Consider the following 24,862-nt stretch of genomic DNA (forward strand, 5'->3'; position numbering starts at 1 on the left):
GAAGGCTCGGAGATGAGGAAAAGGCGGCTTGCGAACTCGGCGGATCAGGACTCGGCAGCGAACTTGTCGTAGCTGGCGGCGTCGAGCAGCGCGTCGAGCTGCGCGGGCTCGCTGAGCTTGACCTTGAAGAACCAGCCGGCGGCCAGCGGATCGGTGTTGGCGAGCGAGGGATCGGCGCGCAGGGCTTCGTTCACTTCGGTGATTTCGCCCGACACGGGCATGAACACATCGGCCGCGGCCTTGACCGATTCGACGACACCGGCCACCTCCCCCTGGGCAAAGCTCTTGCCGACTTCGGGCAGGTCGACAAAGACCACGTCGCCGAGCGCGTCCTGCGCATGCACGGTGATGCCGACGGTGGCTGCGCTGCCTTCGGCCGAGACCCATTCGTGGTCCTTGGTGTACTTGATGCTCATGGTGAAAACTCCTCGTGGAAAAAATGATGATGAGGGCGAAGCGCCTAGCCGCGGTAGTAGCGGGTGGGCACGAAAGGCAGGGTCGAGACTTCCATCGGCACCGGCTTGCCGCGCACGATGGCCTGCACGCGCGTGCCGGGCTCGGAAAACGCGGTGGCGACGTAGCCCATGGCAATCGGGCGGTCGGCCGTCGGGCCGAGCAGGCCGCTCGTGACAAAGCCGATGTCCTTGCCTTCGAAGGATTGCAGCACGGTGCCATCGCGCACCGGAATGCGTTCCAGTGCCACGAGGCCGACGCGCTTGCGCTTCAGCGTGTCGTGGTCGGTGTGGCCCGCGGCGCCGGCCGTGGCGGCGGCGAGCTGGGCCAGCACCCTGGCTGCGCCCGGAAAGCCGCCTTCGCGCGCGCCACCTGTGCGGCGCACCTTCTGGATCGCCCAGTTGAGCGAGGCCTCGACCGGCGTGGTGGTGGTGTCGATGTCGTTGCCGTAGAGGCACAGCCCCGCTTCCAGCCGCAGCGAATTGCGCGCGCCCAGGCCGATGGGCTTGACGTCGGGCTGCGCCAGCAGCAGGCGGGCGAGCGCGTCGGCGTTCTGGGCGGCCACCGAGATCTCGAAGCCGTCTTCGCCGGTGTAGCCGCTGCGCGTGGCGAAGGCCGGAACGCCGCCGATCTGCACCGCGCCGCCGGTCATGAACACGAAGCGCTCGATGCCGGGCGACAGCCGCGCCAGCACCGCGGCCGCCTGCGGCCCCTGCAGCGCGAGCAGCGCGTGGTCGGGCATGGGCTGCACATCGCAGCGTGCGCCGATCTTCTGCCGGATGTGGGCGATGTCCGCCACCTTGCAGGCGCCGTTCACGATCACGAAGATCGAGCCGTGGCCTTCGTTGAAGAACATCAGGTCGTCGAGGATGCCGCCCTGGTCGTTCAGCAGCAGGCCGTAGCGCTGCTTGCCGGCGGCCAGGTCGATCACGTCGACCGGCATCAGGGTTTCGAAGGCGGCCGCGGCGTCCGGGCCGACCAGGCGCAACTGGCCCATGTGCGAGATGTCGAACAGGCCGGCGGCATTGCGCGTGTGCCTGTGCTCGGCCATGAGGCCCGCGGGGTACTGCACCGGCATCGAATAGCCCGCAAACGGCACCATGCGGGCGCCGAGCTCCACATGCAGGTCGTACAGCGGGGTCTTCAGGAGTTGTTCGGCGGAAGAGGAGTCGGAGGAAGCAGCCACGGGGCACTCCAAAGGGGCAGACGAATTCCATGGCGCGAGCCATGGGCCACCCCTGCTGTCCGCTTTACCTGAGAGATTCGCCCCACGATCGGGGTTTGCTCCTTCGGTGGGCCGGTGCATGGTTGCGGATGCAGCGGCCTCTCTCCAGCAAGGAAGCGCCGGCATGCGCCAGCGCTGTGTCAGTCCTTTTGCCTGAGCGTTCGGGAAACCCCTGCGCCTTCGGCGGCCCCGGCTGGCGGGGCTCTCTCCTGACCATGGGGAGTGTAGTGGATCGCGGGCCCGGGGTCCGCAGGCTCAGTGCACGGTCTCGGCCGGCGGCAGCAGCCGGCCGATGCGCTCGCGCAGCGATTCGGCCCGCTCGGCGCCGGCGGTTTTCTCGACTTCGGTGAGCATCAGCGCGGCAATGGTCAGCATGGCGCCGCGGTCGCGCGCCTCGCGCAGGGCGTCGCGCATCTGCAGCGCGAACTTGGGGTCGCGCCGCACGAACATTCGCTCGCAGATGTCGAACAGGAACATGCGCGTGGTGGCCAGCGAGCGCTTGCCGTCGAAGTTGTCGGCCGAGGTGGCGAGCCGTATCGGATCTGCCGCGGGGACCGGGGCGGGCGGCTGGGCCGCAGCCTGCGCCGCAGCGGCAGCCGCCGCCTGCGCGTCCTGCAGGTAGCCCTGGCGCATCAGCGCCTGGATCGCCTGCTCGGCTTCGGTCCGGCTTGCGAACAGCGGGCTGAAATCGGTCAGCGAACGCCGGCCGTCGGCCATCAGCAGCAAGGCGCGTTCGCGCTGGCTCAGCGTGCGCTCGCGGCCTTGGAGTTCGTCGCGTGCCTTGTCGGTCTTGGTGGGAAACATGGCGCCACAGCTTTGGGAGGATCGAGGGCTGAAGCATCGTTGCAAGCGGTGACATCTTCATGAAACGTTTGCATTACAGCGGCCCGGCCGCGCAAAAAAAAAGCAGCCTGCGAACAGGCTGCCGTTTCTTCTTTTTCGCGCTGTTTCCGCTACTTGGCGTACACCAGGTCGCGCAGCGCGAGCGATATCCACGGCAGGTAGGTGATCACCAGCAGGCAGGCCAGGATCACGAGCACGAAGGGCACCAGGTACTTCACGATCCGGTCGAGCGAGATGCGCGCCACCGTGCAGGCCGCGAACAGGTTCACGCCGAAAGGCGGGGTGATCATGCCGAGCGCCAGGTTCACCACCATGATCAGCCCGAAGTGCACCGGGTCGACGCCGAAGTGCATCGCGACCGGCGCGAGGATGGGGGCAAGCACGATGATGGCCGCGCTGGTCTCGATGAACATGCCGATGACGAACAGCGCCGCGTTCACGCCCAAAAGGAACATCGTGGGCGACTTCAGCACTTCCTGCAGCCAGTGCCCGATGGCGTCGGGTACCCCTGCGCGCGTGATCAGGAACGCGAACAGGCCCGCGTTGGCGATGATGAACATGATCACCGCCGAGGACAGCACCGACTTGCGCAAGATGACGTACAGGTCCGTGGGCTTGATCTCGCGGTAGATCACCACGCCCACCACCAGCGCATAGAGCACCGCCACGGCCGAGGCTTCGGTGGGCGTGAAGATGCCGCCGTAGATGCCGCCCAGGATGATGACGGGCATCAGCAGCGCCCAGCCGGCCTGCCACGTCGCCTTGAAGAAAGGCATGCGGCCGTCGCCGTCGTTCTTGCCCCAGCCGTTCCACTTGCAGAAGGCCCAAACAAACAGCATCAGCGCCAGGCTGATCAGGATGCCCGGCCCGAAGCCCGCGATGAACAGCTCGCCGATCGACACCTCGGCGCTCACGCCGTAGAGGATCAGGGGAATGGAGGGCGGGATGATCACGCCAAGCTCGGCGCTCGTGGCCTGCAGCGCGGCCGCGTACGCGGTGGGATAGCCGTGCTTGATGAGCGCCGGAATCAGGATCGCGCCAATGGCGAAGGTGGTGGCCACCGACGAGCCTGACACCGCCGCAAAGATCATGCAGGTGAGCACGCAGGTCATCGGCAGGCCGCCCTGCACGCCGCCCACGATGCTCTTGGCAAACTCGACCAGCCGCCGCGAGATGCCGCCGGTTTCCATCAGGTTGCCGGCCAGGATGAAGAACGGGATCGCGGCCAGCGGAAACTTGTTGATGGAATTGAACATCTCCTTCACGGAGATCAGCATGTTGACGTTGGCCACCTGGATGCCCAGGATCGACGCGAGCCCGATGGACACCGCCACCGAAACCGACAGTGCAAAGCACAGCACCATCGTTGCAACCATGACTGGTGTCATTGCGCGGTCTCCAGCTCAAGCCGCTTGGGATCGAGAAAATTGCCAACAATGCCAAAAAGGCAGAAAACGGAGCCGACCGGCAGTGCCAGGTACGACCACATCATCGAAAGGCTTTCGAGCCCGGCCATCGACTGCACCCGGCCGCGCATCGCGTAGTCCCAGCCCCACCAGAGAATGACCAGCATCAGCGCCAGCGCCGCAATGCTGACCACGGCGTCGAGCACGCGCTTGATGCGCGGCGGGCTCCAGCGGTAGAGCACATCGACGCTGACCATCGCGCCCTGGCGAAAGGCCATCGGGATGCCGAGGAACACCATCCAGATCAGGCTCACGCGGATCAGGATCTCGCTCCATTCGGCGGGTTGCTCGAGCACGAAACGCGTGACGATCTGGAACACGCCCAGGCCCGAGGCGATGACCAGCATCACGCAGGCGGCGATCATCGAGAAGCCGGTGGTCCAGCGCTCGATGCCGAGAAATTTTTCTTTCATCTGCAGTTGTGATCTTGAAAACAAAAAAGCCCGTCAGATGCAACTGAACGGGCGGATGATGCTACCTAAAAGATAGCATCGAGGGTTCACTTGAAGTTGCGGATCTTGTCGAGGTTGGCCTTGCCGAAATCTTTTTCGAACTGCGCGTTCACCGGCGACAGGGCGGCAACGAACTTGGCCTTGTCGACGTTGTCGATCACGGTCATGCCCTTGGCGCGCAGGTCGGCCACGCCCTTGGCATCGTCTTCGTCCACGCGGGCGCGGTTGGCCTTGGTGCCTTCCTTGGCTGCTTCCAGGAAGGCCTGCTTGTCGGCCGCGCTGAGCTTGTCGAACGACGCCTTGTTCATCAGGAAGATGCAGGGCGAGTAGACGTGGCCCGTGAGCGAAAGGTGCTTTTGCACCTGGTCGAACTTGGCGGAAATGATCACCGGCAGCGGGTTCTCCTGGCCGTCGACCGTGCCCTGCTGGAGCGCGGTGAACACCTCGGGGAAGGCCATGGGCGTGGTGATGATGCCGAAGCCCTTGTATGCGGCGATGTGCACCGGGTTTTCCATGGTGCGCATCTTCAGGCCCTTGAGGTCTTCGGGTGCCTTCACGTCGCGCTTGCTGTTGGTCATGTGCCGGAAGCCGTTCTCGGCCCAGGCCAGCGCCTTGAAACCCTTGGCGTCGAACTTGGTCAGGAGCTCCTGGCCGATCGGGCCGTCGAGCACGGCGCGCGCATGGGCCTTGTCGCGGAACAGGAAAGGCACGTCGAGGATCTTGGTCTCGGGCACGAAGTTGGGCACCGGACCGGTCGAGGAGAAAGCGAGCTCCTGCGTGCCCAGCTGCACTGCCTCGATCGATTCGCGTTCGCCGCCGAGCGAGCCGTTGTAGAAGGTCTGCACCTTGTAGCGGCCGCCTGTGCGCTTTTCGACTTCCTTGGCGAAGGTGTCGATGGCCACGCCCTGGTGCGAGTTCTGCGCGGTCGAGATGCTGATTTTCATGGTCGTCTGCGCAAAGGCCGCGCAGGCCATGCCCATGCCCAGAACCAGGCCAGCGGCCAGTCGGGTCAATTTCATTCTTCTGTCTCCTGAGATGGAAAGGGGGTGTCGCAAAGCGTCGGCTTTGCGTGCAACCGATGACTATGCCGCAATAACCAGTTTGACTGCGTCGGGATTTTCACGGACGTAATCGCGAATGACTTCCTCGAAGCTGGCATCGGCCGAGAGGCCCAGCCCCTTGGCGCGTACGGTTTCGATGCGCCCGGGCCAGGTTTTCACGATGCGCTGGATGGCTGGATCGGGCGTGCGGTCGAGCAGGGCGGTGGCGGCCTTGCCGGCCACGCGTTCGAGTGCCGCGGCCATTTCGCCCACGGTGGTGGAAAGCGAGGGCAGGTTGAGCGCGGTGCGCGGACCCCATTCGGCGTCGCCGGCCTGGGCGGCGCGAATGATGCCTTCGACCGTGCGCGCCGGCGACGCGATGGCCACCGGCGTCTCGTCGGGCACCGGGCAGGCGGCGCGGATGCCCGCGAGCGGCTCGCGGATCATGCCGCTGAAAAAGCCCGATGCCGCGCCGTTGGGCCGGCCGGGGCGCACGCTCACCGTCATCAGCCGCACGCTGCGCCCGCGCACGAAGCCCTTGCGCGTGTAGTCGGCCACCAGCTGCTCGCCGATGAATTTCTGGATGCCGTAGCTGGTCTGCGGCGTCGGCAGCGTGTGGTCCTCGATCACCGGCGGCAGCGGCTGCCCGGGCGAATCGCCGAACACCGCGAGCGAGCTGGCAAACACCAGCAGCGGCCGGGTGGCCACGGCGCGTGCCTTTTCGAGCAGCGCATGCGTGGCGGCGAAGTTGCTGCGCATGCCCAGGTCGAAATCGGCCTCGCATTCGCCGCTGACCGCGGCGGCCAGGTGAAAGATGGCGTCGGCCCCGGTCCAGAGCGAGGCGTCGGGCGAGGCCAGCTGTTCGTTCAGGTCGCCGAGCGCGGTGCCGATGCGCGGGTCGGCTGCCAGGTCGGCCGGCGGCGCGGCGCGGTCGACCAGCGTGATGCGGGAAATGGTGCGTGCCGGCGCACCCGCCAGCGAAAGCTCGCCCTGCTTGAGCAGGGTGCGGGCAAGGCGTGCGCCCAGGAAGCCGGCGCCGCCCGTGATGACGATCTGCATGATGGTCTTGTCTCCTTTGCCAACGAGCATAGCGCAGCGGAATGCGCGGCTCAGGCGACACTTGCACGATGAACCTGCGATTCGTCGAAGCCTTCCATTGGGCCGTGGCGCTCAAGAGCGTCACCCGTGCGGCCGAGAAGCTGCACATCACGCAGTCGGCGCTGTCCAGCCGCATCGCCGCGCTCGAGCGCGAGCTGGGCGTGCTGCTGCTCGACCGGCGCGACAAGCAGTTCCGCCTCACGGTGGCGGGGCAGCGCTTCCATGCCTTCGCGCAGAAGCTGCTCGAGATGCAGATGCACATCAAGGCCGAGATGGGTTCGGGCACGGTGCGCGAGGCCGTGCTGCGCGTGGGCGCCATCGAATCGGTGGTGCACAGCTGGCTCACCGGCTGGCTCAAGCACATGCAGGCCACGCATCCGGATTTCGAGCTGGAGCTCACCGTCGAAACCACGCCCGTGCTGGTCGACCAGCTGCAGCGCGGCAAGCAGGACCTGGTGTTTGCCGCGCTGCCGGCCACCGGCGACGGGGTGCGCACCCGCGCCGTGCCGCCGATGCCCATGTGCTTCGTCGGCCACCGCGAGCTGCACCTGAAGCGGCGCTACCGCCTGCCGGACCTGCTCTCGCTCGACCTGCTGACCTTCCAGCGCGGATCGCAGCCGCACGTGGCGCTGCTCGAGCTGTTCCGCGAGGCCGGCAGCCCGCCACCGCGCGTGCACGCGATCTCGTCGATCTCGGCGATGGCGCAATTGGTGGAGGCGGGCTTCGGCGTGGCCGCGCTGCCGCGCGCGGTGGTCGAGCCGCTGGCGCGGCGCCTGCCGCTGCGCGTGCTGCCTTGCGACGTGGCGCTGGAGCCGCTGCCCATCTACGCGAGCTATCGCGACGATCCGTCGTCGCCGCTGCCCGAGGCCGCGCTCGGCTCCGCCGTGGTGCACGCTTCGCACCGCATGGGGTCATCGAAAAAATCGATGAGTTGAGCGAGAAAATTTGCGTTGGCGTTCGTGAGCGCGGATTCCCACAATCCGGCGCATCACACCACAGCGATGCCTCGGGCATCGGAAACGCCAAATGTCGAACCGTCCATCCTTCGCAGAACAGCCCGGCGCAGGCAGCAGCGCGCTGGCCGTGCGCCAAGCCTGCCGCAGCGGCGCGCTGAGCTCCCACACCAGCGGGCTCGCGAGCGCCCATGTGCAGGGCAACCTCGTGATCCTGCCGCGGGCGCACGCGGCCGACTTCCTGCGCTTCTGCCAGGCCAACCCCAAGCCGTGCCCATTGCTCGGCGTTTCGGAAGCCGGTGACCCGGCGCTGCCGGCGCTCGGCGAGGACATCGACATCCGCACCGACCTCCCGCGCTACCGCGTGTGGCAGGACGGCGTGCTGGTGGACGAACCCACCGACGTGCGCGCACTCTGGAGCGATGACCTGGTGAGCTTCGTCATCGGCTGCTCCTTCACCTTCGAGCATGCGCTGATGGCCGAGGGCATCGCGCTGCGCCATGTGGCGCAGGGCCGCAACGTGGCGATGTACCGAACCTCGATGGCCACCGTGCCGGCCGGCGCCTTCCATGGGCCGATGGTGGTGTCGATGCGTCCGCTGCGCGCGGCCGCTGCCATTCGCGCCGTGCAGATCACCTCGCGCTTTCCGGCCGTGCACGGCGCGCCGGTGCACATCGGCGACCCGGCGCTGATCGGCATCCGCTCGATCGCCGATCCCGACTACGGCGACGCGGTCGAGGTGATGCCCGGCGAGCTGCCCGTGTTCTGGGCCTGCGGCGTCACGCCCCAGGCCGCGCTGGCCGCCGCCAGGCTGCCGTTCGCGATCACGCACGCGCCGGGCTCGATGCTCGTGACCGACCTGCTGCATCACCAGTTGGCCGCGTTCTAGACGCGGCGCTGTCCACCCATTCAAAACGCAAGGAGACAACCACATGAAGACCACCCTCGACGCCGCCCAGGCGGGCGACGACACGCCAGCCGGAGGCAGCTGGCTGCGCACGCTCAACCCGAACGAGAAGCGCACGCTCACCGCATCCTTCAGCGGCTACGCGGTCGATGCCTTCGACTACTACACGCTGCCGCTGGTCACGCCCATCCTGCTGTCGCTGTGGGGCATGAGCAAGACCGAGGTGGGGCTGATCGGCACCGCCACGCTGGTGGCCTCGGCCATCGGCGGCTGGGCGGCCGGCATCCTGGCCGACAGGTACGGCCGCGTGCGCATCCTGCAGCTCACCATCCTGGTGTTCGCGATCTTCACCTTTGCCTGCGGCCTGGCGCAAACGCCCGAGCAGCTGCTGGTCGCACGCACGCTGCAGGGCCTGGGCTTCGGCGGCGAATGGGCGGTGGGCTCGGTGCTCATCGCCGAGATGATCCGGCCCGGCTACCGGGGCAAGGCGGTGGGGCTGGTGCAGAGCAGCTGGGCCGTCGGATGGGGCGCGGCAGTGCTGGTGTCGATGGCGCTGTTCTCGTTCCTGCCGCCGGAGTATTCATGGCGCGTGATGTTCATGCTGGGCCTGCTGCCGGCGCTCCTGATCGTGTTCATCCGCCGCTCGATCCGCGATCCGGAGATCTATGTGCAGAGCCGCGCCGCCGTGGCGCGCGGCGAGCGCAGCGGCAATTTCCTCGCGATCTTCAAGCCCGGCATGCTGAGCACCACGGTGCTCGCGAGCCTGCTGTTCACCGGCATGCAGGGCGGCTACTACGCGATCGGCGTCTGGCTGCCCACCTTCCTGAAGAACGAACGCCATCTCACGGTGCTGGGCTCGGGCGGCTACCAGTTCATGTTCATCGTCGGGGCCTTCATCGGCTACCTGTGCGGGGCCTACCTGTCGGACCGGCTCGGACGCCGCCGCGCCTTCATCCTGTTCGCGGTGGGCGCCGGATCGCTGGTCTATGCCTACACGCTGCTGCCCATCACCGACGGCCTGATGCTGCTGCTGGGCTTTCCGCTCGGCTTCTTCATGTCGGGCATCTTCAGCGGCGCGGGCGCTTTCCTGGCCGAGCTTTTCCCCAATGAGCTGCGCGGCTCCGGGCAGGGCTTTTGCTACAACTTCGGGCGCGGCATCGGCGCCACCTTTCCGGCACTGGTCGGGGTGCTGAGCGACCGCATGCACCTTCCGCTGGGCACCGCCATCGGCGTGTGCGCCGCGGTGGCCTATGCCATGGTGGTGATCGTGGCGCTCTGCCTGCCCGAGACGCGCGGACGCGACCTGCGCCAGAACTGATCCGGACCTCTTTCCCTTTCTCGTGAAGACTCTTCCTTTCTCATGACCACGCATTCCCTTCTCCCGTCCCGCTGGCAGTTCTGGATCGACCGCGGCGGCACCTTCACCGACCTGGTCGGCCGCGACCCCGAGGGCGGCCTGCACACGCTCAAGCTGCTGTCGGAGAACCCCGAGCAGTACAAGGACGCCGCCGTCGAAGGCATCCGCCGCCTGCTGAAGCTCGCGCCCGGCGAGGCCGTGACTCCCGAGCGCGTCGAGTGCGTGAAGATGGGCACCACCGTGGCCACCAACGCGCTGTTGGAGCGCAAGGGCGAGCCGACGGTGCTGGTCACCACCGCGGGCTTTCGCGATGCGCTGCGCATCGCCACGCAGGCGCGGCCGCGGCTGTTCGACCGCCGCATCGTGCCGCCCGAGTTGCTCTACCAGCGCGTGATCGAGGCCGGCGAGCGCATGGATGCGCAGGGCGGCGTCGTGCAGCCTCTGGACGAGCCTGCGCTGCGCGCCGCGCTGCAGGAAGCCTTCGATGCCGGCCTGCGCGCCTGCGCCATCGCTTTCATGCACGGCTGGCGCTACGCCGCGCACGAGCTGGCGGCCGAGCGCATCGCGCGCGCCATCGGCTTCACGCAGGTGTCGGTGTCGCACAAGACCAGCCCGCTCATGAAGCTGGTGCCGCGCGGCGACACCACGGTGGTGGATGCTTACCTGAGCCCGATCCTGCGGCGCTACGTGGAGCAGGTGTCGTGCCAGATGCCGGGCGTGCCGCTGTTCTTCATGCAGAGCTCGGGCGGGCTCACGCAGGCCGACCGCTTCCAGGGCAAGGACGCGATTCTTTCGGGCCCGGCCGGCGGCATCGTCGGCATGGTGCGCACTGCACTCGACGCGGGCCATCCGCGCGTGATCGGCTTCGACATGGGCGGCACCTCCACCGACGTGTCGCACTACGCCGGCGAATTCGAACGCTCCTTCGAAACCCAGGTGGCGGGCGTGCGCATGCGCGCGCCGATGATGAGCATCCACACGGTGGCCGCGGGCGGCGGCTCGGTCATCGCCTTCGACGGCGCGCGGCTGCGCGTGGGGCCGGAGTCGGCCGGCGCCAACCCCGGACCGGCCAGCTATCGGCGCGGCGGGCCGCTGACCACCACCGATGCGAACGTGCTGCTCGGCAAGATCCAGCCCTCGCACTTTCCGCATGTGTTCGGGCCGAACGCCGATGAACCGCTCGACCTGGCGGCGGCGCGGCGCGGCTTCGAAGCCATGGCGCACCGCATGTCGGAAGCCACGGGCCGCAGCGTGGACGCCGAGGAAGTGGCGAGCGGTGCCCTGCGCATCGCGGTGGCCAGCATGGCCAATGCCATCAAGCGCATCTCGGTGGCGCGCGGCTACGACGTCACGCAGTACACGCTGCAGTGCTTCGGCGGCGCGGGCGGCCAGCACGCCTGCCTGGTGGCCGATGCGCTCGGCATGCGCAGCGTCTATTTGCATCCGCTGGCAGGCGTGCTCTCGGCCTTCGGCATGGGGCTGGCCGACCAGCTCGCGATGCGCGAGCTGGCGCTGGAGCGCCGGCTCGATGGGCAGGGGCTGGCGGCGGCGCGCGATGCCGCAGGCTCGCTTGCGGCGCAGGCGAGAGGAGAACTGCGCGAGCAGGGCGTGGCCGATGCGGCCATTGCCGCGGTGCACCGCGCGCAGCTGCGCTACGAGGGCACCGACACCGCGCTGGGCTGCGCGCTGCCCATGGCGGGTTCGGCCGACGAGGCGATCGCCGCGATGCGGGGTGAGTTCGAAGCCGGGTATCGCCGCCGCTTCGCCTTCCTGATGGCCGAGCGGGCGCTCGTGATCGAGGCCGTGACGGTCGAAGCCGTGGGGGCCGGCGAGCGCGCGGCACCGCCGGCCGCGCAGGCCGACACCGCTCCTCATGCACCCGAGCCGCTGGCCGCGGTCCGCATGTACTGCGAGGCCGACGAAGAAGCTGCAGGCTGGCGCAACGCCGCGCTGTTCGACGAAGCGGCCCTGAAGCCCGGCGCCTCCGTCGACGGTCCCGCCATCCTCGCGGGCCGCAACGCCACCACGGTGATCGAGCCCGGCTGGCAGGCGCGCGCCACTGCGGCCGGCATCGAGCTGCACCGCGTGCGCCCGCGCGTCGCCACGCAGGCCCTGGGCACCAGCGCCGACCCGGTGATGCTCGAGGTGTTCAACAACCTCTTCATGAACATCGCCGAGCAGATGGGCCTGCGGCTGCAGAACACGGCCTATTCGGTGAACATCAAGGAACGGCTCGACTTCTCCTGCGCGCTGTTCGATGTGCAGGGCAACCTGATCGCCAATGCGCCGCACATGCCGGTGCACCTGGGCTCGATGAGCGAGTCGATCAAGACCGTGATCGACGGCAATCCCGGCATGAAGCGCGGCGACGTCTTCGTGCTGAACGACCCCTACCACGGCGGCACGCACCTGCCCGACATCACGGTGGTCACGCCGGTGTACCTGGCGGCGGGCGATGCGCGGCCGTCGTTCTACGTGGCTTCGCGCGGCCACCACGCCGACGTGGGCGGCATCACGCCGGGCTCGATGCCGCCGTTCTCGGGCACCATCGGCGACGAGGGCGTGCTGATCGACAACTTCAAGCTGGTGGAGGGCGGTCGCCTGCGCGAGGCCGAACTGCGCGCGCTGCTCGGAAGCGGCGCGCATCCGTCGCGCAACATCGAGCAGAACCTGGCCGACCTGCGCGCGCAGATCGCCGCCAACGAAAAGGGCGTGCAGGAACTGCAGGCCATGGTCGCGCAGTTCGGCCGCGAGACCGTGGCGGCCTACATGGGCCACGTGCAGGACAACGCCGAGGAGTCGGTTCGCCGCGTCATCACGGCGCTGAAGAACGGCGAGTTCACGCTGCCGCTGGACAACGGCGCGCAGATCCGCGTGCGGGTCACGGTCGACGCCGTCGCGCGCTCGGCCACGGTCGACTTCACCGGCACCAGCGCGCAGTTGTCCAACAATTTCAACGCGCCGCGCGCCATCACCATGGCGGCCGTGCTGTATGTGTTCCGTACGCTGGTGGACGATGACATTCCGCTCAACGCGGGCTGCCTGAAGCCCATCGAGGTGATCGTGCCGGAAGGCTGCATGCTCAACCCGCTGCCGCCGGCCGCGGTGGTGGCGGGCAACGTCGAAACCTCGAGCTGCGTGACCAACGCGCTCTATGGCGCGCTGGGCGTGATGGCCGCGAGCCAGTGCACGATGAACAACTTCACCTTTGGCGATGGCGAGCACCAGTACTACGAAACCATCTCGGGCGGCTCGGGCGCGGGTCCGGGCTTCGACGGCACGAGCGTGGTGCAGACCCACATGACCAACTCGCGCCTGACGGACCCCGAGGTGCTGGAGTTCCGCTACCCGGTGCGCCTTGAAAGCTACCGCCTGCGCACCGGCTCGGGCGGAGCGGGGCGTTGGCGCGGCGGCGACGGTGGCGTGCGGCGCGTGCGCTTCCTGGCCCCGATGACGGCCTCGATCCTCAGCAACGGCCGCCGCCACGGCGCGTTCGGTGGTGCGGGCGGCGAGGCCGGTGCGGTGGGTATCAACCGTGTCGAACGGGCCGACGGCAGCGCCCTGGAACTGGACCACATCGGGCAGATTCAGATGGCGCCGGGGGACGTGTTCGTGATCGAGACACCCGGTGGGGGAGGGTGGGGCGAGGCCGGCTCTTGAGCTGTGTTTTGTCGGCGGGGGTGCGCTCCCGCCGACGGGGTACCTTGCTCCGCGAATGTCCTCCGGCCTGCGGCCTCCCCCTTGATTTCGCTGCGCAAGGCACCCCATCGGCGGGAGCGTTATTCAGAGCGGTCGTTGATCGGCCGGCACAAGCGCTGCGCCCATCGTGCACAGGGCATCGGGTGCTCCCCGCAGCGAAATAAAGGAGGAGCCGAAGGCGGGGGACATTCGCGGAGGGGAGTACCCGGTGGCCTGGGCACGCGCCCTGAACAAGCGCACAGATGTCCCCGGCACCATGTCTGAAAGAAGGCCAGAAATGAAAAGGGCCTCCAAAGAGGCCCCGAGAGAACTACATCCCCACGTAGTTCGGCCCGCCGCCCCCTTCAGGCGTGACCCACACGATGTTCTGCGTCGGGTCCTTGATGTCGCAGGTCTTGCAGTGCACGCAGTTCTGCGCGTTGATCTGCAGGCGCTCCTTGCCGGCATTGGCCTCGTCGGGCACGAACTCGTACACGCCGGCCGGGCAGTAGCGGCTTTCGGGGCCCGCGAACTTCGACAGGTTGATGTTCACCGGCACCGACGCATCCTTGAGCGTCAGGTGCGCCGGCTGCTGCTCCTCGTGGTTGGTGTTGCTGATGAACACGCTCGAGAGGCGGTCGAAAGTCAGCTTGCCGTCCGGCTTCGGATAGGCGATGGGCTTGCACTCCGCCGCGGGCTTGAGGTACAGGTGGTCGGGCTTGTGGCGGTGCAGGGTCCATGGAATGTGGCCCTTGAGCAGCCACTGCTCGATGCCGTTCATGAAGGTGGCAATGCCCAGCCCCTTCTTGAACCAGGCCTTGAAGTTGCGTGCCTTGTTCAGCTCCGTGTAGAGCCAGCTCTTCTCGAACGCGGCCGGGTAGGCCGTGAGCTCGTCGTGCTGGCGGCCGGCCTGAACCGCGTCGAAGGCCGCTTCGGCGGCCAGCATGCCGGTCTTGATGGCGGCGTGGCTGCCCTTGATGCGGCTCACATTGAGGTAGCCGGCCTCGCAGCCGACCAGCGCGCCGCCCGGGAACACCGTCTTGGGCAGCGACATCAGGCCGCCGGCCGTGATGGCGCGCGCGCCGTAGCCGATGCGCTTGGCCGGCTTGATGCCCTGGGCCTCGTCGCCTTCGAGGTACCAGCGGATGTTGGGGTGCAGCTTCCAGCGCTGCATTTCCTCGAACGGGCTCAGGTAGGGGTTGCTGTAGTCCAGGCCGGTGATGAAGCCCATCGTGACCTTGTTGTCCTCCATGTGATAGAGGAAGGCGCCGCCATAGGTGTCGCTCTTCATCGGCCAGCCGGCGGTGTGCAGCACGAAGCCGGGCTGGTGGCGCTTGGGGTCGATTTCCCACACTTCCTTCACGCCCAGGCCGTAGGTCTGCGGGTCCTTGCCTTCGTCGAGCTTGAACCTGCTGATGAGCTGGCGGCCCAGGTGGCCGCGCGCGCCTTCGGCAAACACCGTGTACTTGCCCAGCAGCTCCATGCCGAGCTGGAAGTTCTCGGTGGGTTCACCGTCCTTGCCCACGCCCATGTTGCCGGTGGCTACGCCGCGCACAGAGCCGTTCTCGTTGTAGAGCACCTCGGCCGCCGGAAAGCCCGGGAAGATCTCCACGCCCAGGTTCTCGGCCTGCTGCGCCAGCCACTTGGTGAAGGCGCCCAGGCTGATGATGTAGTTGCCGTGGTTCTGGAAGCAGGCCGGAAGGAACACATTGGGCGTGCGCAGGCCCGACTTCTCGCCGAGGAACACCATGGCGTCGTCGGTGACGGGCTGGTTGAGCGGGGCGCCCTGTTCCTTCCAGTCGGGCAGCAGCTCGTTGAGCGCGCGCGGGTCCATGATGGCGCCCGAGAGAATGTGCGCGCCGGGCTCGGAGCCCTTTTCGAGCACCACCACCGAGATTTCCTTGTCGTGCTGGGCTGCCAGCTGCTTGAGCCGGATGGCGGTCGAGAGGCCGGCCGGGCCGCCGCCGACGACCACCACGTCATATTCCATGGATTCGCGGGGGCCGAACTGGGCGAGGATTTCGTCGTGGGTCATGTGGGTCTCGTCGATAATGATTTGAGGCTCGGACGCTTCGAGGGCGCGAAACATTTTATGTGGAGTGCCGGGCGTCGCCTCGGCGACTCGGCAACGGCTCAACAGGACCCCCTTCCCATGGCTTACAGCATCGATCTTTCGGGCCGCGTGGCCTTCATCACCGGCGCCTCCAGCGGGCTGGGCGCGCAGTTTGCCAAGACGCTGGCGCGCGCCGGTGCCGCGGTGGTGCTCGCGAGCCGCCGGCTCGAGAAATTGAAGGAGCTGCGCGCCCGCATCGAGGGCGAGGGCGGCGACGCGCACGCGGTCGAGCTCGACGTCACCGACATCGGCAGCATCAAGGCCGCCGTGGCGCGCGCCGAAACCGAGGTCGGACCCATCGACATCCTGGTCAACAACTCGGGCGTGAGCACGACTCAGCGCCTTTCGGACGTCACGCCCGACGACTACGACTACATCTTCGACACCAACGTGAGGGGCTCCTTCTTCGTCGCGCAGGAAGTGGGCAAGCGCATGCTGGCACGCGCCGACGGTTCGGCGCCGGGCACCTACATCGGCGGGCGCATCATCAACATCGCCTCGGTGGCGGCGCTCAAGGTGCTGCCGCAGATCGGCACCTACTGCATGAGCAAGGCCGCGGTGGTGCAGATGACCAAGGCCATGGCGCTCGAATGGGGCCGCTTCGGCATCAACGTGAACGCGCTGTGCCCGGGCTACATCACGACCGAGCTCAACGAGGATCACTGGGCTTCCGAAGCCGGCGCCAAGCTCGTGAACATGCTGCCGCGCAAGCGCGTGGGCAAGCCCGAAGACCTCGACGGCCTGATCGTGCTGCTGGCCAGCGGCCAGAGCCATTTCGTGAACGGCGCGGTCATTGCGGCCGACGACGGGTTCGCGCTCTGATCCTCCCCATCAAAGCCCTCCGATGAGAATCGAAATCCCCGAGAAGAAGAAGTTCGTGTTCGAGATGTCCATCCCCATCCGCTGGGGCGACATGGACGCCATGGGCCACCTCAACAACGGCACCTACTTCCGCTATCTGGAAACCGCGCGCATCGACTGGATCCATTCGCTCGGCATTGCGCCCGAACCGGGCGGCGAAGGCATGGTGATCGTCAACGCCTTCTGCAATTTCTACCGCCAGATCGAATACCCCGGCGACGTGCTGCTCAGGATGTACGTGAGCGACCCGGCACGCACCACTTTCGAGAGCTGGGCCACCATGGCGCGCGCCGAAGCGCCCGACGTGATCTGCGCGGCCGGCGGGGCGACCACGATCTGGGTCGATTTTCCGAAGCAGAAGGCGCTGCCCTTGCCCGACTGGCTGCGCGCTGTGGTGAGCGAATAGGGCGGGCCGCTAGGCCGGCCGCAGCACGATGCGCGCCTCGAAGCCGCTGGCGGCGCCTGGCGGCGGCGATGCCAGTTCGAGTCTGGCGTTGTGCTTCTCGACGATGGTGCCCACGATCGACAGCCCCAGGCCATAGCCCGCGCGATCGGAGCTGTGGCGCACATGGCGCTGCTGCAGCGTGGCGAGCTGTTCGGCGCTGACGCCCGCGCCGAAGTCGCGCACCGCGAGCGTGCAGGGCGCCATCACCTCGATCACCACCCGGCCGCCGCCATAGCGCAGCGCGTTCTCCACCAGGTTGCGCAGCGCGATCGCCAGTGCGTCGACATCGCCCGAGGCAACGGGCGCGGCGTCGTCGGGCACCTTGAGCGCGAGCCGCTCGCTGATCTGCGGGTCGTTCCAGAAGTCTTGCGCCACGGTGCCTGCCAGCTGCACCAGGTCGACTCGCGCGCGCGCGAGCGATGCTGCCGATTCCGCGCGCGAGAGCTGCAGCAGCTTCTCGGTGCGGTGGCTGAGCATCTGCAGCGCGTCGAGCGCCGCCTGCACGTCGTTGCGCTGCAGGTCGTGCTCGAGCGCGGTCTGCAGCCGCAGCCGCGCCGCGGCCAGCGGTGTTCGCAGCTCGTGCGCCGCATTGGCGGCCAGCGCGCGTTCGACGTCGAGCGAGTGCGACAGGCGCTCCAGCAGGCTGTTGACGTGGTCGCCGACCGAGCGCAGCTCGCGCGGCAGGCCGGGCAGCCTGATGGGGCGCAGGTCGGAGCCGCTGCGCTTCTCGATCTCGCCCGCGAGCTGCTGCAGCACGCGCAGCTCGTTGCGCGCCACCTTGCGCAGCACCAGCGCCAGCAGCGGCAGCACGGCGCCCAGCGGAATGATCAGCCCGAACAGCGTGCGGTTGAGCGCCGAGCGCCGCTCGTCGAGCGGATCGGCCACCTGGAAATACAGGCCCAGCGTGGGATGCCGCACGGTATAGATGCGCCAGGTCTGGTTGTTGGCGAAGCCCGCGGCCAGCGGCACGTCGAAGGCATCGGTGGGCGCCTCGGCCGAGCGCAGCAGCACCTGCTCGTGGATGTCCACCACCTGGTACATCACCGCGTCTTCCGAGAACAATTGCTTGGGCGCGATCAATGGCGTGTCCGGTGCCGCGCCCGGATGCTGCAGCTTGCCGAGCTCCTGCAGCGCCATGTCGAACATGCGGTGCGACACCTCGACCAGCTCACTGTCGAAGTTGTGGTTGATCTCGCGGTCCACATACCAGACCACGGCCAGCACGCACAGCAGCCACACGCCGCCGACCCAGAGGATCAGGGTGCGAGTCAGGCGGCCGGCCAGCGTGTCGCGGCTGTCCTTCGGGCGTGCCGCGGTCATTCGTCGTCGTCCGCCGAGGTCGACAGCCGATAGCCCAGGCCGCGCAACGTCTGGATGTGGCTCCTGCCCAGCTTGCGCCGCAGGCGGCTGATGAACACCTCGAGCGTGTTGCTGTCGGCCTCGTCGCCGAAGCCATAGAGCGCGTCGGCCAGGTTCTCGCGGGTGTGGATGCGCTCGGGCCGCGTGGCCATCACGCGCAGCAGGGCCCATTCCTTCTGGGTGAGGACGACCGGGTTGCCGTCCTTGCGGACCCGGTCCTGCGCCAGGTCGATCTCCAGCGTGCCCAGATGCAGCACCGGCGAGCTGCCCGCGCTGCGCCGCCGCTCCACCGCGCGCAGCCGCGCCAGCAGTTCGGCCGGGTCGTAGGGCTTGATGAGGTAGTCGTCGGCGCCGGCGTCGAGCCCGCGGATGCGGTCGGTGACCTGGTCGCGCGCCGTCAGCACGATGACGATGGGCGGCTCGCGCAGCGCGCGCACCTGGGGAAGCAGCGAAAGGCCGTCGCCGTCGCTCAGGTGCAGGTCGAGCAGCACGGCGGCGTACTGCACCGAAAGCAGGGCGGCGCGCGCCTCGGCGAGGCTGGGCGCCACGTCGACCACGAAAGCCTTTGCAACAAGGTAGCTGCAGACGGCGTCTGCCAACGCTCTGTCATCTTCGACAAGCAATATGCGCACGCGATGTGGACTTTCCAAAAAACGCAGTCTAGCGCCGACTGTCGCGGGGCCGGGCGGCGTCAGCTCCCGTTCAGGGCCGCTTCAGGCTCGGTTCAGGCCACGAACGTAGGCTCAGGGGGTTTTCAGGCTTGCTGGTTTCTCTTCTGCTCATGACGCGTGTCCCGAATCTTCCGAATCCCTCGAATCTTCGCCTGGGAGGGCTGACCCTCCTCGCCCTGGCCTTGCTGCTGGCGTGGGACGCCACCGGAGGCGATCTCGCCCTGGCGCGCCTGGCGGGCACGCCGATGGGTTTTCCGTGGCGCGACAACGCCTTCCTGGTGCACGTGATGCACGAGGGCGCGAAGAACCTGAGTTGGCTGTTCGTGATTGCGCTGTTCGCCGGCATCCGCTGGCCGCTCGGCATCCTGCGGCGGCTGCCCGCGCGCGCCCGGGCGCAATTGGCATTCACGGTGCTGCTCTCGGTCATTGCCATCAGCCTGCTCAAGCATGCGAGCCACACGAGCTGCCCCTGGGACCTGAAAGAGTTCGGCGGCGTCGCAAGCCATGTATCGCATTGGGCGTGGAAGGTCTACGACGGCGGCTCGGGCGGATGTTTTCCGGCGGGCCATGCGTCCGCGGCCTTTGCCTACGCAGGCGGCTATTTCGTGCTGCGCCGGGTGTCGCCGCGCGCCGCCATCCTCTGGCTCTGCGCGTCACTGGCCGCGGGGCTGCTGCTCGGCCTGTCGCAGCAATTGCGCGGCGCGCACTACATGAGCCACACGCTCTGGACCGGCTGGATCTGCTGGGTGGTGGGCTTTGCCATCGACCTGGCCGCCGCACCCCGCGCCTCCCGGCTGCCCGCAGCCGAAACCACCGTGTTGCATGCAGGCCCTTGATACCGCCCTGTTCGCGCTGATCAACGCCAGTGCCGCGGCACCGGCGTGGAGCATCTATTTCGCGCGCTTTGCCTCCGACGTGCTGCCCGCCTTGCTGGCCACCGCGATCATCGGCGCGGCGGCGCTGGACCGCCGCCTGCGCTATGCCTGCTTCACCGCGCTGGTCAGCGTGCTGACGGTCTGGGTCTTCGTGAACGTGTTCCGCTCGGCCATGCCGTTCCAGCGGCCGGCCTTCTACGGCCTTGGCATCCAGTGGGCGCCACAGGGGCTTCGTCCGGGTTTTCCGAGCCTGCATGCCGCCTGCACCTTCGCGGCCGCGTTTTCGCTGTGGTGCCTGCCGTGGCGCACGCCCATGCTTGCCGCGCTGGCGGTGGCCGCGGTGGTCGGATGGAGCCGCGTGTTCCTCGGACTGCACTTTCCGCTCGACGTGGTCGTGGGGGCGATGCTCGCCGCCCTGGTGTCGATCGTGGTGGAGCGCGGCGTGAGCCGGCCGCTGAACCTGGCGCTCAGGGCCTTCATGCGGCCCCGGCTGAGGGCGAGAAGGGCGCGAATCTGAACACCGGCTGAACGCGCAATTCAGGCTGCCTTCAGTTGCGCTTCCTACAGTCGGTGCATGTCATTTTCAAGAATCGAGCCCGCACCCGTGCGGGGCATCGGGCTGCCGGCAGCCGGCGCGCCGCAGCTGGCGTCCGCGCGAGCGCTCTGGGCGCGCATCGACCTGTGGCTCGCGCGGCCTCGCTCGGCGCAGCGCGTGGTCGTGTGGCTCGCCATCTACCTTGCCGTGGCCGCCAACTGGCCGCTCTGGAACGAGCTCGCGCGCATCGGAGGCGCACCCAGCACCTACTTGCCCACGAGTGCTGCCATGGCGGTGCTCATGGTGTGCGCCACGGTGGCGCTGCTGTCCTTCACGGCCTGGTCGCGCTGGATGAAGCCCTTGTGGTTCGCGGTGGTGCTGCTTGCAGCCTTCGTGCAGCACTACATGCTCGAGTACCGCGTGGTGATGGACCCGACCATGATCGCCAACGTGCTGCAGACCGACCCGAACGAGGCGCGCGACCTCATGAGCTGGCGCATGGCGTTCCACGTGCTGCTGGTGGTGCTGCTGCCGGCGCTGGCGCTCTGGCGCGCGCGCATCGTGCCGATGCGCTTCGTCTCCAAGCTCTGGCGCAACGCGGCGCTGCTGCTGCTGGCGGTGGCTGTGGCCCTGGTGGCTGCGGTGTCGATGAACCGGCAGCTTGCGCCGCTGATGCGCAACAACGTTCACCTGCGCTACATGATGAACCCGGTCGCGAGCCTCTATTCGGCCGGCTCGGTGGTCCTCAGGCCGATGTTCAAGCGCAGCCGCAAGCTGATACCGATCACCGCCGGAACGGCGCTGGGCGCGAGCTATGCGGGCCAGGCGCGGCCGCCGATGTTCGTGCTGGTGGTGGGCGAGACGGCGCGGGCCGACCACTTCGGCCTCAACGGCTATGCGCGCAACACCACGCCCGAGCTGGCGGCGCGCGGCGTGCTGAGCTGGCACGACGTGCATTCGTGCGGCACCAACACGCTCGCTTCGGTGCCGTGCATGTTCTCGCCGCTGGGCAAGCAGGGCTACGAGTCGCGCAGCGACGACTACGAGAACCTGGTCGACGTGCTGCAGGCCGCCGGCCTGGCGGTGCTGTGGCTCGACAATCAGGCCGGCTGCAAGGACGTGTGCACGCGCATTCCCAACGCCTCCGCCTTCGACAGCCTCACGCCCGCGCAGAAGAGCGCGCTGTGCGACGGCGAGGAATGCCTGGACGACGTCATGCTCAAGGGGCTGGACGCGCGCATTGCCGCGCTGCCCGCCGAGCGCCGAGCGAAGGGCGTGGTGCTGGTCATGCACCAGATGGGGAGCCACGGGCCGGCCTACTACAAGCGCTCGGCGCCGGAGATGAAGCGCTTCCTGCCCGAGTGCAGGACCAACTCGCTGGCCGAATGCGGCCATGCGGAGCTGCAGAACGTCTACGACAACTCGATTGCGCAGACCGATCATTTCCTGGGCCAGACCATCGACTGGCTCAACGCGCAGTCCAGCCGGTACGACCCGGCCCTGCTCTACATGAGCGACCATGGCGAATCGCTCGGCGAATACGGCCTGTTCCTGCATGGCGTACCCTACAGCTTCGCACCCGAGGCGCAGAAGCACGTGCCGATGGTCACTTGGTTCAGCCCCGGCATGAGCGAGCGCCGCGGGCTGTCGCGCCCGTGCATGGAAGCGGAGCTCGATGCGCCGCTCACGCACGACAACCTCTATCACACGGTGCTGGGGCTGATGGACGTGAGCAACCCCACCTACAAGCCTGCGCTGGACGCGCTCGCGTCCTGCAGAAGCAGGGCCTGAGCGGGCGCGCTACTTCTTCTCGCGCGGCAGCCGCCCCATTAGGAAGAACTCGGTGTTCGGCTGCATGCCGCTGAAGCTGGCGAGGCGGTTGCTCAGGCCGAAGAAGGCGGTGATGGAGGCGATGTCCCAGATGTCCTCGTCGTCGAAGCCGTGGGCATGCAGCGCGGTGAAATCCGCGTCCTCGACTTCGTGCGAGCGTTCGCAGACCTTCATCGCGAAGTCGAGCATGGCGCGCTGGCGCGGCGTGATGTCGGCCTTGCGGTAGTTCACCGCCACCTGATCGGCCACCAGCGGCTTCTTCTCGTAGATGCGCAGCAGCGCGCCGTGCGCCACCACGCAGTAGAGGCACCGGTTGGCCGCGCTGGTGGTGGTGACGATCATCTCGCGGTCACCCTTGGTGAGCGAGCCTTCCTCCTTCAGCATCAGCGCGTCGTGGTAGGCGAAGAAGGCGCGCCACTCGGCCGGACGGCGCGCCAGCGCGAGGAACACGTTGGGCACGAAGCCGGCCTTTTCCTGGACCGCGAGGATGGCGGTGCGGATGTCTTCCGGCAGGTCCTTGAGCTCGGCGAGGGGGTAGCGGTCGGCCATGTTCTGTCTCCTGGGTGGCAATGCCAGGATCATAGGCAACTGCCCGCCGCCGGGCCTGCTGACTACTTGAGTGCCTTGCCCTGGGTTGCGCCTAGAGGCGTGTGCAGCTGCGAAGCCACCCACTGGCCGCTGTTGTCGTCGCGGCCCTGCAGCAGGTAGCGCGTGTCGGGCTTGCCGTGGTTCTGCACCGCCATGGCCGAGAACTTGCCGATGTCGGTCTTCGGGTCGCGCAGGCGGTTCACGATCAGCACCTTCTTCGTGTCGGCGAAGTCGGCCATCATGTTCTGGTCGCCCTCGCTGTCGCCGGCAATGAAGCAGGGCCCGTAGCCATACTTGCTGACCAGGAAGCGCTGGATGTTCTTCGTCTTGCCGGGACCCTGCGTCTGGTCGTAGCCGCGGCGGAACTCGGGCTGGATCACACCGTTGGCGTCGCGCTCCAGCTCCATCGCCAGCACCCGTTCGGGCGGGTTGTTGTAGCCGAAGGCGGGGTTCGAGGAAATCTCCTTGATCACGTCGACGAAGGACGCCGAGCACACCCACACATCGAAGCCCGCGTTGCGGAACCGGGCGTAGAGCGCCTGCATCTCGGGCTGCAGCCGCAGGCCGTTCTTCCAGCTGACCGAGACCACGCCGGCCTGTCCCGGCAGCGCGGCCGGCGAGGTCCATTTCACCTTGGCCACGGGCTCCTTCAGCTGCCAGGCCACGGTGGCGGCCGTGAGTTTGCGCACCTGGGCTTCGGTCATGCCGGCGAAGAGGTAGGTCACCCAGGGGTAGGCGGTGTCGTGGTCGAAGGTGTCGCCGATGGCTTCGTAAAGGTAGCGCACCTTGGTGGTGAACGCGATGTAGTGCGGGCTCAGCTTGACCGCGGCGAGCGGCTGGCTGCCCTTGAGGCCGCTGTAGTTCTGGTAGAGCCAGGTGTAGCTGGCCACGATGTCGGGCACCACGCGGTCGATGTTGACCGGCTGGCCGGCCGCATTGTTGTGCGCCGGCAGGAAGTCCTTCTTCGGGATGTTCCTGCGCAGCGCCACTTCGAGCTGCGCCGGCGTGGCGCCGAACACCAGGTTCTCGAGCTGGTAGATCAGCGCGGCTTCCTCGATGTCCAGAAAGATGCTGGTGTTGTCCCAGTCGAACACCACGTACGGCGGCTTGGCCGCGTTGTAGCCCGCGCTGCCCTTGCCCGTGCTGGCGATCAGGCCGTCGACCTGCGCCCGGTTGAACGCCTCCCAGTTGCCGGCGGCAATGCCTTGCGGCGAGAGGTTGGCGCAACCGGCAGCGACCAGCGCGGCGGCCATCGGGGTCAGGAGGACGAGGCGGCGTTTCATGGATTTCCTTGGATTGAAGGGACAACGGAGGTTGGGGACTCGAGCACGGCCAGGTCGCTCTCGTCCTTGAGCGCGATGCCGGTAGCGCCGCGCCGCAGCGCCTCGCGCATGAGCCAGGCCAGCTTGAAGGCGGCCGTGTCGTAGGAGAGGCCTTCGGGCCGCACGTTCGAGATGCAGTTGCGCTCGGCGTCGTGCCGGCCACGCTTCGGCGAATGGGTGAGATAGATGCCGAGGCTGTCGGGCGAGCTGAGCCCGGGCCGCTCGCCGATCAGCATCACCGCCAGCGTGGCGCCGAAGGCCTCGGCCACCTCGTCGGCCAGCGCGACGCGCGCCTGCGACGCGATGACCACCGGCGCGAAGCGGGTGCCCGGCGGCAGGTGCGGGCGCAGGGCGGCGAGCAGCGGCGCGGCGTGGCGCTCGACCGCCAGCGACGAGAGCCCGTCGCCGATGACGATGCAGACATCGCAGTGCGCACCGCCCGGCGCGGCGGCCGCGGCGGCGCGCAGCCGTGCATCGTCGCCGGCATCGAGCTGGCGTCCGAGGTCGGGGCGGCGCAGGTAGGTGGTGCGGTCCGCGGCGCGGCTGTGCACGCACTCGACGGTCCAGCCTTGCGTGCGCAGTGCGTCCTCGAGCTTCGCGACGTCGAGCGCCGCATGGATCGCGTCGCGCGCCATCGCATGGGCCCAGCCGAAGCGCAGTGTTTCGTCGGTCGGCATGCCGGCGCCGGCGCGGCCCAGCGCCACGCGTGCCGGCGTGGCGGCACGCCAATCGCGCCAGGGGTTCTCCGTGACCGGCGACGGGGAAGGTTCCGAAGGGGGCTTGCCCATGGC

At 68.0% G+C, this 24,862-nt stretch carries 22 protein-coding genes and 2 riboswitches; of the genes, 9 read left to right on the top strand and 13 right to left on the bottom strand.

The window, feature by feature from the left end; genetic code table 11:
* Window positions 1-44: 44 nt before the first annotated feature.
* The 7 genes from gcvH to denD all read right to left on the bottom strand — a co-directional run bounded on the left by gcvH (window position 45) and on the right by denD (window position 6,538).
* A complete protein-coding gene (gene gcvH / locus EJO66_RS05630; protein ID WP_018905600.1) occupies window positions 45-416 on the bottom strand; it encodes a glycine cleavage system protein GcvH in 372 nt (123 codons plus the stop codon).
* Window positions 417-460: 44 nt separating this feature from the next.
* The gene (gene gcvT / locus EJO66_RS05635; protein ID WP_124958264.1) at window positions 461-1,639 is read right to left on the bottom strand and encodes a glycine cleavage system aminomethyltransferase GcvT; all 1,179 of its coding nucleotides are present in this window, start codon (window positions 1,637-1,639) and stop codon (window positions 461-463) included.
* 45 nt (window positions 1,640-1,684) lie between these two features.
* A riboswitch (glycine riboswitch) is annotated at window positions 1,685-1,797 on the bottom strand.
* 12 nt (window positions 1,798-1,809) lie between these two features.
* A riboswitch (glycine riboswitch) is annotated at window positions 1,810-1,900 on the bottom strand.
* A gap of 33 nt (window positions 1,901-1,933) precedes the next feature.
* Window positions 1,934-2,482 (bottom strand): hypothetical protein, encoded by a 549-nt coding sequence (locus tag EJO66_RS05640; RefSeq protein ID WP_124958263.1) that lies wholly within the window; start codon window positions 2,480-2,482, stop codon window positions 1,934-1,936.
* Window positions 2,483-2,631: 149 nt separating this feature from the next.
* Window positions 2,632-3,909: a TRAP transporter large permease gene (locus EJO66_RS05645; protein ID WP_124958262.1), complete on the bottom strand. Its 1,278-nt coding sequence runs from the start codon at window positions 3,907-3,909 to the stop codon at window positions 2,632-2,634.
* A complete protein-coding gene (locus tag EJO66_RS05650) occupies window positions 3,906-4,400 on the bottom strand; it encodes a TRAP transporter small permease (RefSeq protein ID WP_124958261.1) in 495 nt (164 codons plus the stop codon). The genes EJO66_RS05645 and EJO66_RS05650 overlap by 4 nt, the downstream gene beginning before the upstream one ends.
* Window positions 4,401-4,486: 86 nt before the next feature.
* A complete protein-coding gene (locus tag EJO66_RS05655) occupies window positions 4,487-5,458 on the bottom strand; it encodes a TRAP transporter substrate-binding protein (RefSeq protein WP_124958260.1) in 972 nt (323 codons plus the stop codon).
* 63 nt (window positions 5,459-5,521) lie between these two features.
* A complete protein-coding gene (gene denD, locus EJO66_RS05660; RefSeq protein ID WP_164547772.1) occupies window positions 5,522-6,538 on the bottom strand; it encodes a D-erythronate dehydrogenase in 1,017 nt (338 codons plus the stop codon).
* 68 nt (window positions 6,539-6,606) lie between these two features.
* Here denD and EJO66_RS05665 point away from each other — a divergent pair, with 68 nt between their 5' ends.
* The 4 genes from EJO66_RS05665 to EJO66_RS05680 all read left to right on the top strand — a co-directional run bounded on the left by EJO66_RS05665 (window position 6,607) and on the right by EJO66_RS05680 (window position 13,454).
* A complete protein-coding gene (locus EJO66_RS05665) occupies window positions 6,607-7,512 on the top strand; it encodes a LysR family transcriptional regulator (RefSeq protein WP_124958258.1) in 906 nt (301 codons plus the stop codon).
* 91 nt (window positions 7,513-7,603) lie between these two features.
* Window positions 7,604-8,419, top strand: coding sequence for a putative hydro-lyase (locus EJO66_RS05670; protein WP_124958257.1), 816 nt, complete (start codon window positions 7,604-7,606; stop codon window positions 8,417-8,419).
* 43 nt (window positions 8,420-8,462) lie between these two features.
* The gene (locus EJO66_RS05675; protein ID WP_125964740.1) at window positions 8,463-9,755 is read left to right on the top strand and encodes an MFS transporter; all 1,293 of its coding nucleotides are present in this window, start codon (window positions 8,463-8,465) and stop codon (window positions 9,753-9,755) included.
* A 42-nt stretch (window positions 9,756-9,797) separates the two neighbouring features.
* Window positions 9,798-13,454, top strand: coding sequence for a hydantoinase B/oxoprolinase family protein (locus EJO66_RS05680; protein WP_125964741.1), 3,657 nt, complete (start codon window positions 9,798-9,800; stop codon window positions 13,452-13,454).
* Window positions 13,455-13,803: 349 nt separating this feature from the next.
* On the opposite strand, the gene EJO66_RS05685 is transcribed toward EJO66_RS05680, so the two are convergent.
* On the bottom strand, window positions 13,804-15,507 hold the full coding sequence (locus EJO66_RS05685; protein WP_124958254.1) for an electron transfer flavoprotein-ubiquinone oxidoreductase: 1,704 nt from the start codon (window positions 15,505-15,507) through the stop codon (window positions 13,804-13,806).
* Window positions 15,508-15,624: 117 nt separating this feature from the next.
* Between EJO66_RS05685 and EJO66_RS05690 the strand changes: the two genes are divergently transcribed.
* Together EJO66_RS05690 and EJO66_RS05695 are read left to right on the top strand one after the other, a co-directional pair.
* Complete coding sequence (locus tag EJO66_RS05690) at window positions 15,625-16,407, top strand: SDR family oxidoreductase (protein WP_125964742.1); 783 nt, start codon at window positions 15,625-15,627, stop codon at window positions 16,405-16,407.
* 22 nt (window positions 16,408-16,429) lie between these two features.
* On the top strand, window positions 16,430-16,852 hold the full coding sequence (locus EJO66_RS05695; protein WP_124958252.1) for an acyl-CoA thioesterase: 423 nt from the start codon (window positions 16,430-16,432) through the stop codon (window positions 16,850-16,852).
* Window positions 16,853-16,861: 9 nt separating this feature from the next.
* Here the strand turns inward: EJO66_RS05695 and EJO66_RS05700 are convergent, their stop codons facing one another.
* Window positions 16,862-18,211 (bottom strand): sensor histidine kinase, encoded by a 1,350-nt coding sequence (locus EJO66_RS05700; RefSeq protein WP_125964743.1) that lies wholly within the window; start codon window positions 18,209-18,211, stop codon window positions 16,862-16,864.
* Window positions 18,208-18,882 carry a response regulator gene (locus EJO66_RS05705; RefSeq protein ID WP_125964744.1) on the bottom strand — a complete coding sequence of 225 codons (675 nt, stop codon included), beginning with the start codon at window positions 18,880-18,882 and terminating at the stop codon, window positions 18,208-18,210. Before EJO66_RS05705 ends, EJO66_RS05700 begins: the two co-directional genes overlap by 4 nt.
* A 149-nt stretch (window positions 18,883-19,031) precedes the next feature.
* Here EJO66_RS05705 and EJO66_RS05710 point away from each other — a divergent pair, with 149 nt between their 5' ends.
* Genes EJO66_RS05710 through EJO66_RS05720 form a run of 3 tightly spaced genes read left to right on the top strand, consistent with a single transcriptional unit; the run spans window position 19,032 to window position 22,122 of the window.
* Window positions 19,032-19,757 (top strand): phosphatase PAP2 family protein, encoded by a 726-nt coding sequence (locus EJO66_RS05710; protein ID WP_124958249.1) that lies wholly within the window; start codon window positions 19,032-19,034, stop codon window positions 19,755-19,757.
* A complete protein-coding gene (locus tag EJO66_RS05715) occupies window positions 19,744-20,313 on the top strand; it encodes a phosphatase PAP2 family protein (RefSeq protein ID WP_125964745.1) in 570 nt (189 codons plus the stop codon). Before EJO66_RS05710 ends, EJO66_RS05715 begins: the two co-directional genes overlap by 14 nt.
* A 57-nt stretch (window positions 20,314-20,370) precedes the next feature.
* Window positions 20,371-22,122: a phosphoethanolamine transferase gene (locus EJO66_RS05720; RefSeq protein ID WP_125964746.1), complete on the top strand. Its 1,752-nt coding sequence runs from the start codon at window positions 20,371-20,373 to the stop codon at window positions 22,120-22,122.
* A 9-nt stretch (window positions 22,123-22,131) separates the two neighbouring features.
* Here the strand turns inward: EJO66_RS05720 and EJO66_RS05725 are convergent, their stop codons facing one another.
* The 3 genes from EJO66_RS05725 to eutC all read right to left on the bottom strand — a co-directional run bounded on the left by EJO66_RS05725 (window position 22,132) and on the right by eutC (window position 24,859).
* Complete coding sequence (locus EJO66_RS05725; protein WP_124958246.1) at window positions 22,132-22,710, bottom strand: peroxidase-related enzyme; 579 nt, start codon at window positions 22,708-22,710, stop codon at window positions 22,132-22,134.
* 62 nt (window positions 22,711-22,772) lie between these two features.
* Window positions 22,773-24,032: an HAD family hydrolase gene (locus EJO66_RS05730; RefSeq protein WP_125964747.1), complete on the bottom strand. Its 1,260-nt coding sequence runs from the start codon at window positions 24,030-24,032 to the stop codon at window positions 22,773-22,775.
* Complete coding sequence (gene eutC, locus EJO66_RS05735; protein ID WP_125964748.1) at window positions 24,029-24,859, bottom strand: ethanolamine ammonia-lyase subunit EutC; 831 nt, start codon at window positions 24,857-24,859, stop codon at window positions 24,029-24,031. Before eutC ends, EJO66_RS05730 begins: the two co-directional genes overlap by 4 nt.
* Between the last annotated feature and the right edge of the window lie 3 nt (window positions 24,860-24,862).

The organism is Variovorax beijingensis (assembly GCF_003951285.1).
GTDB classification, from domain to species: domain Bacteria; phylum Pseudomonadota; class Gammaproteobacteria; order Burkholderiales; family Burkholderiaceae_C; genus Variovorax; species Variovorax beijingensis.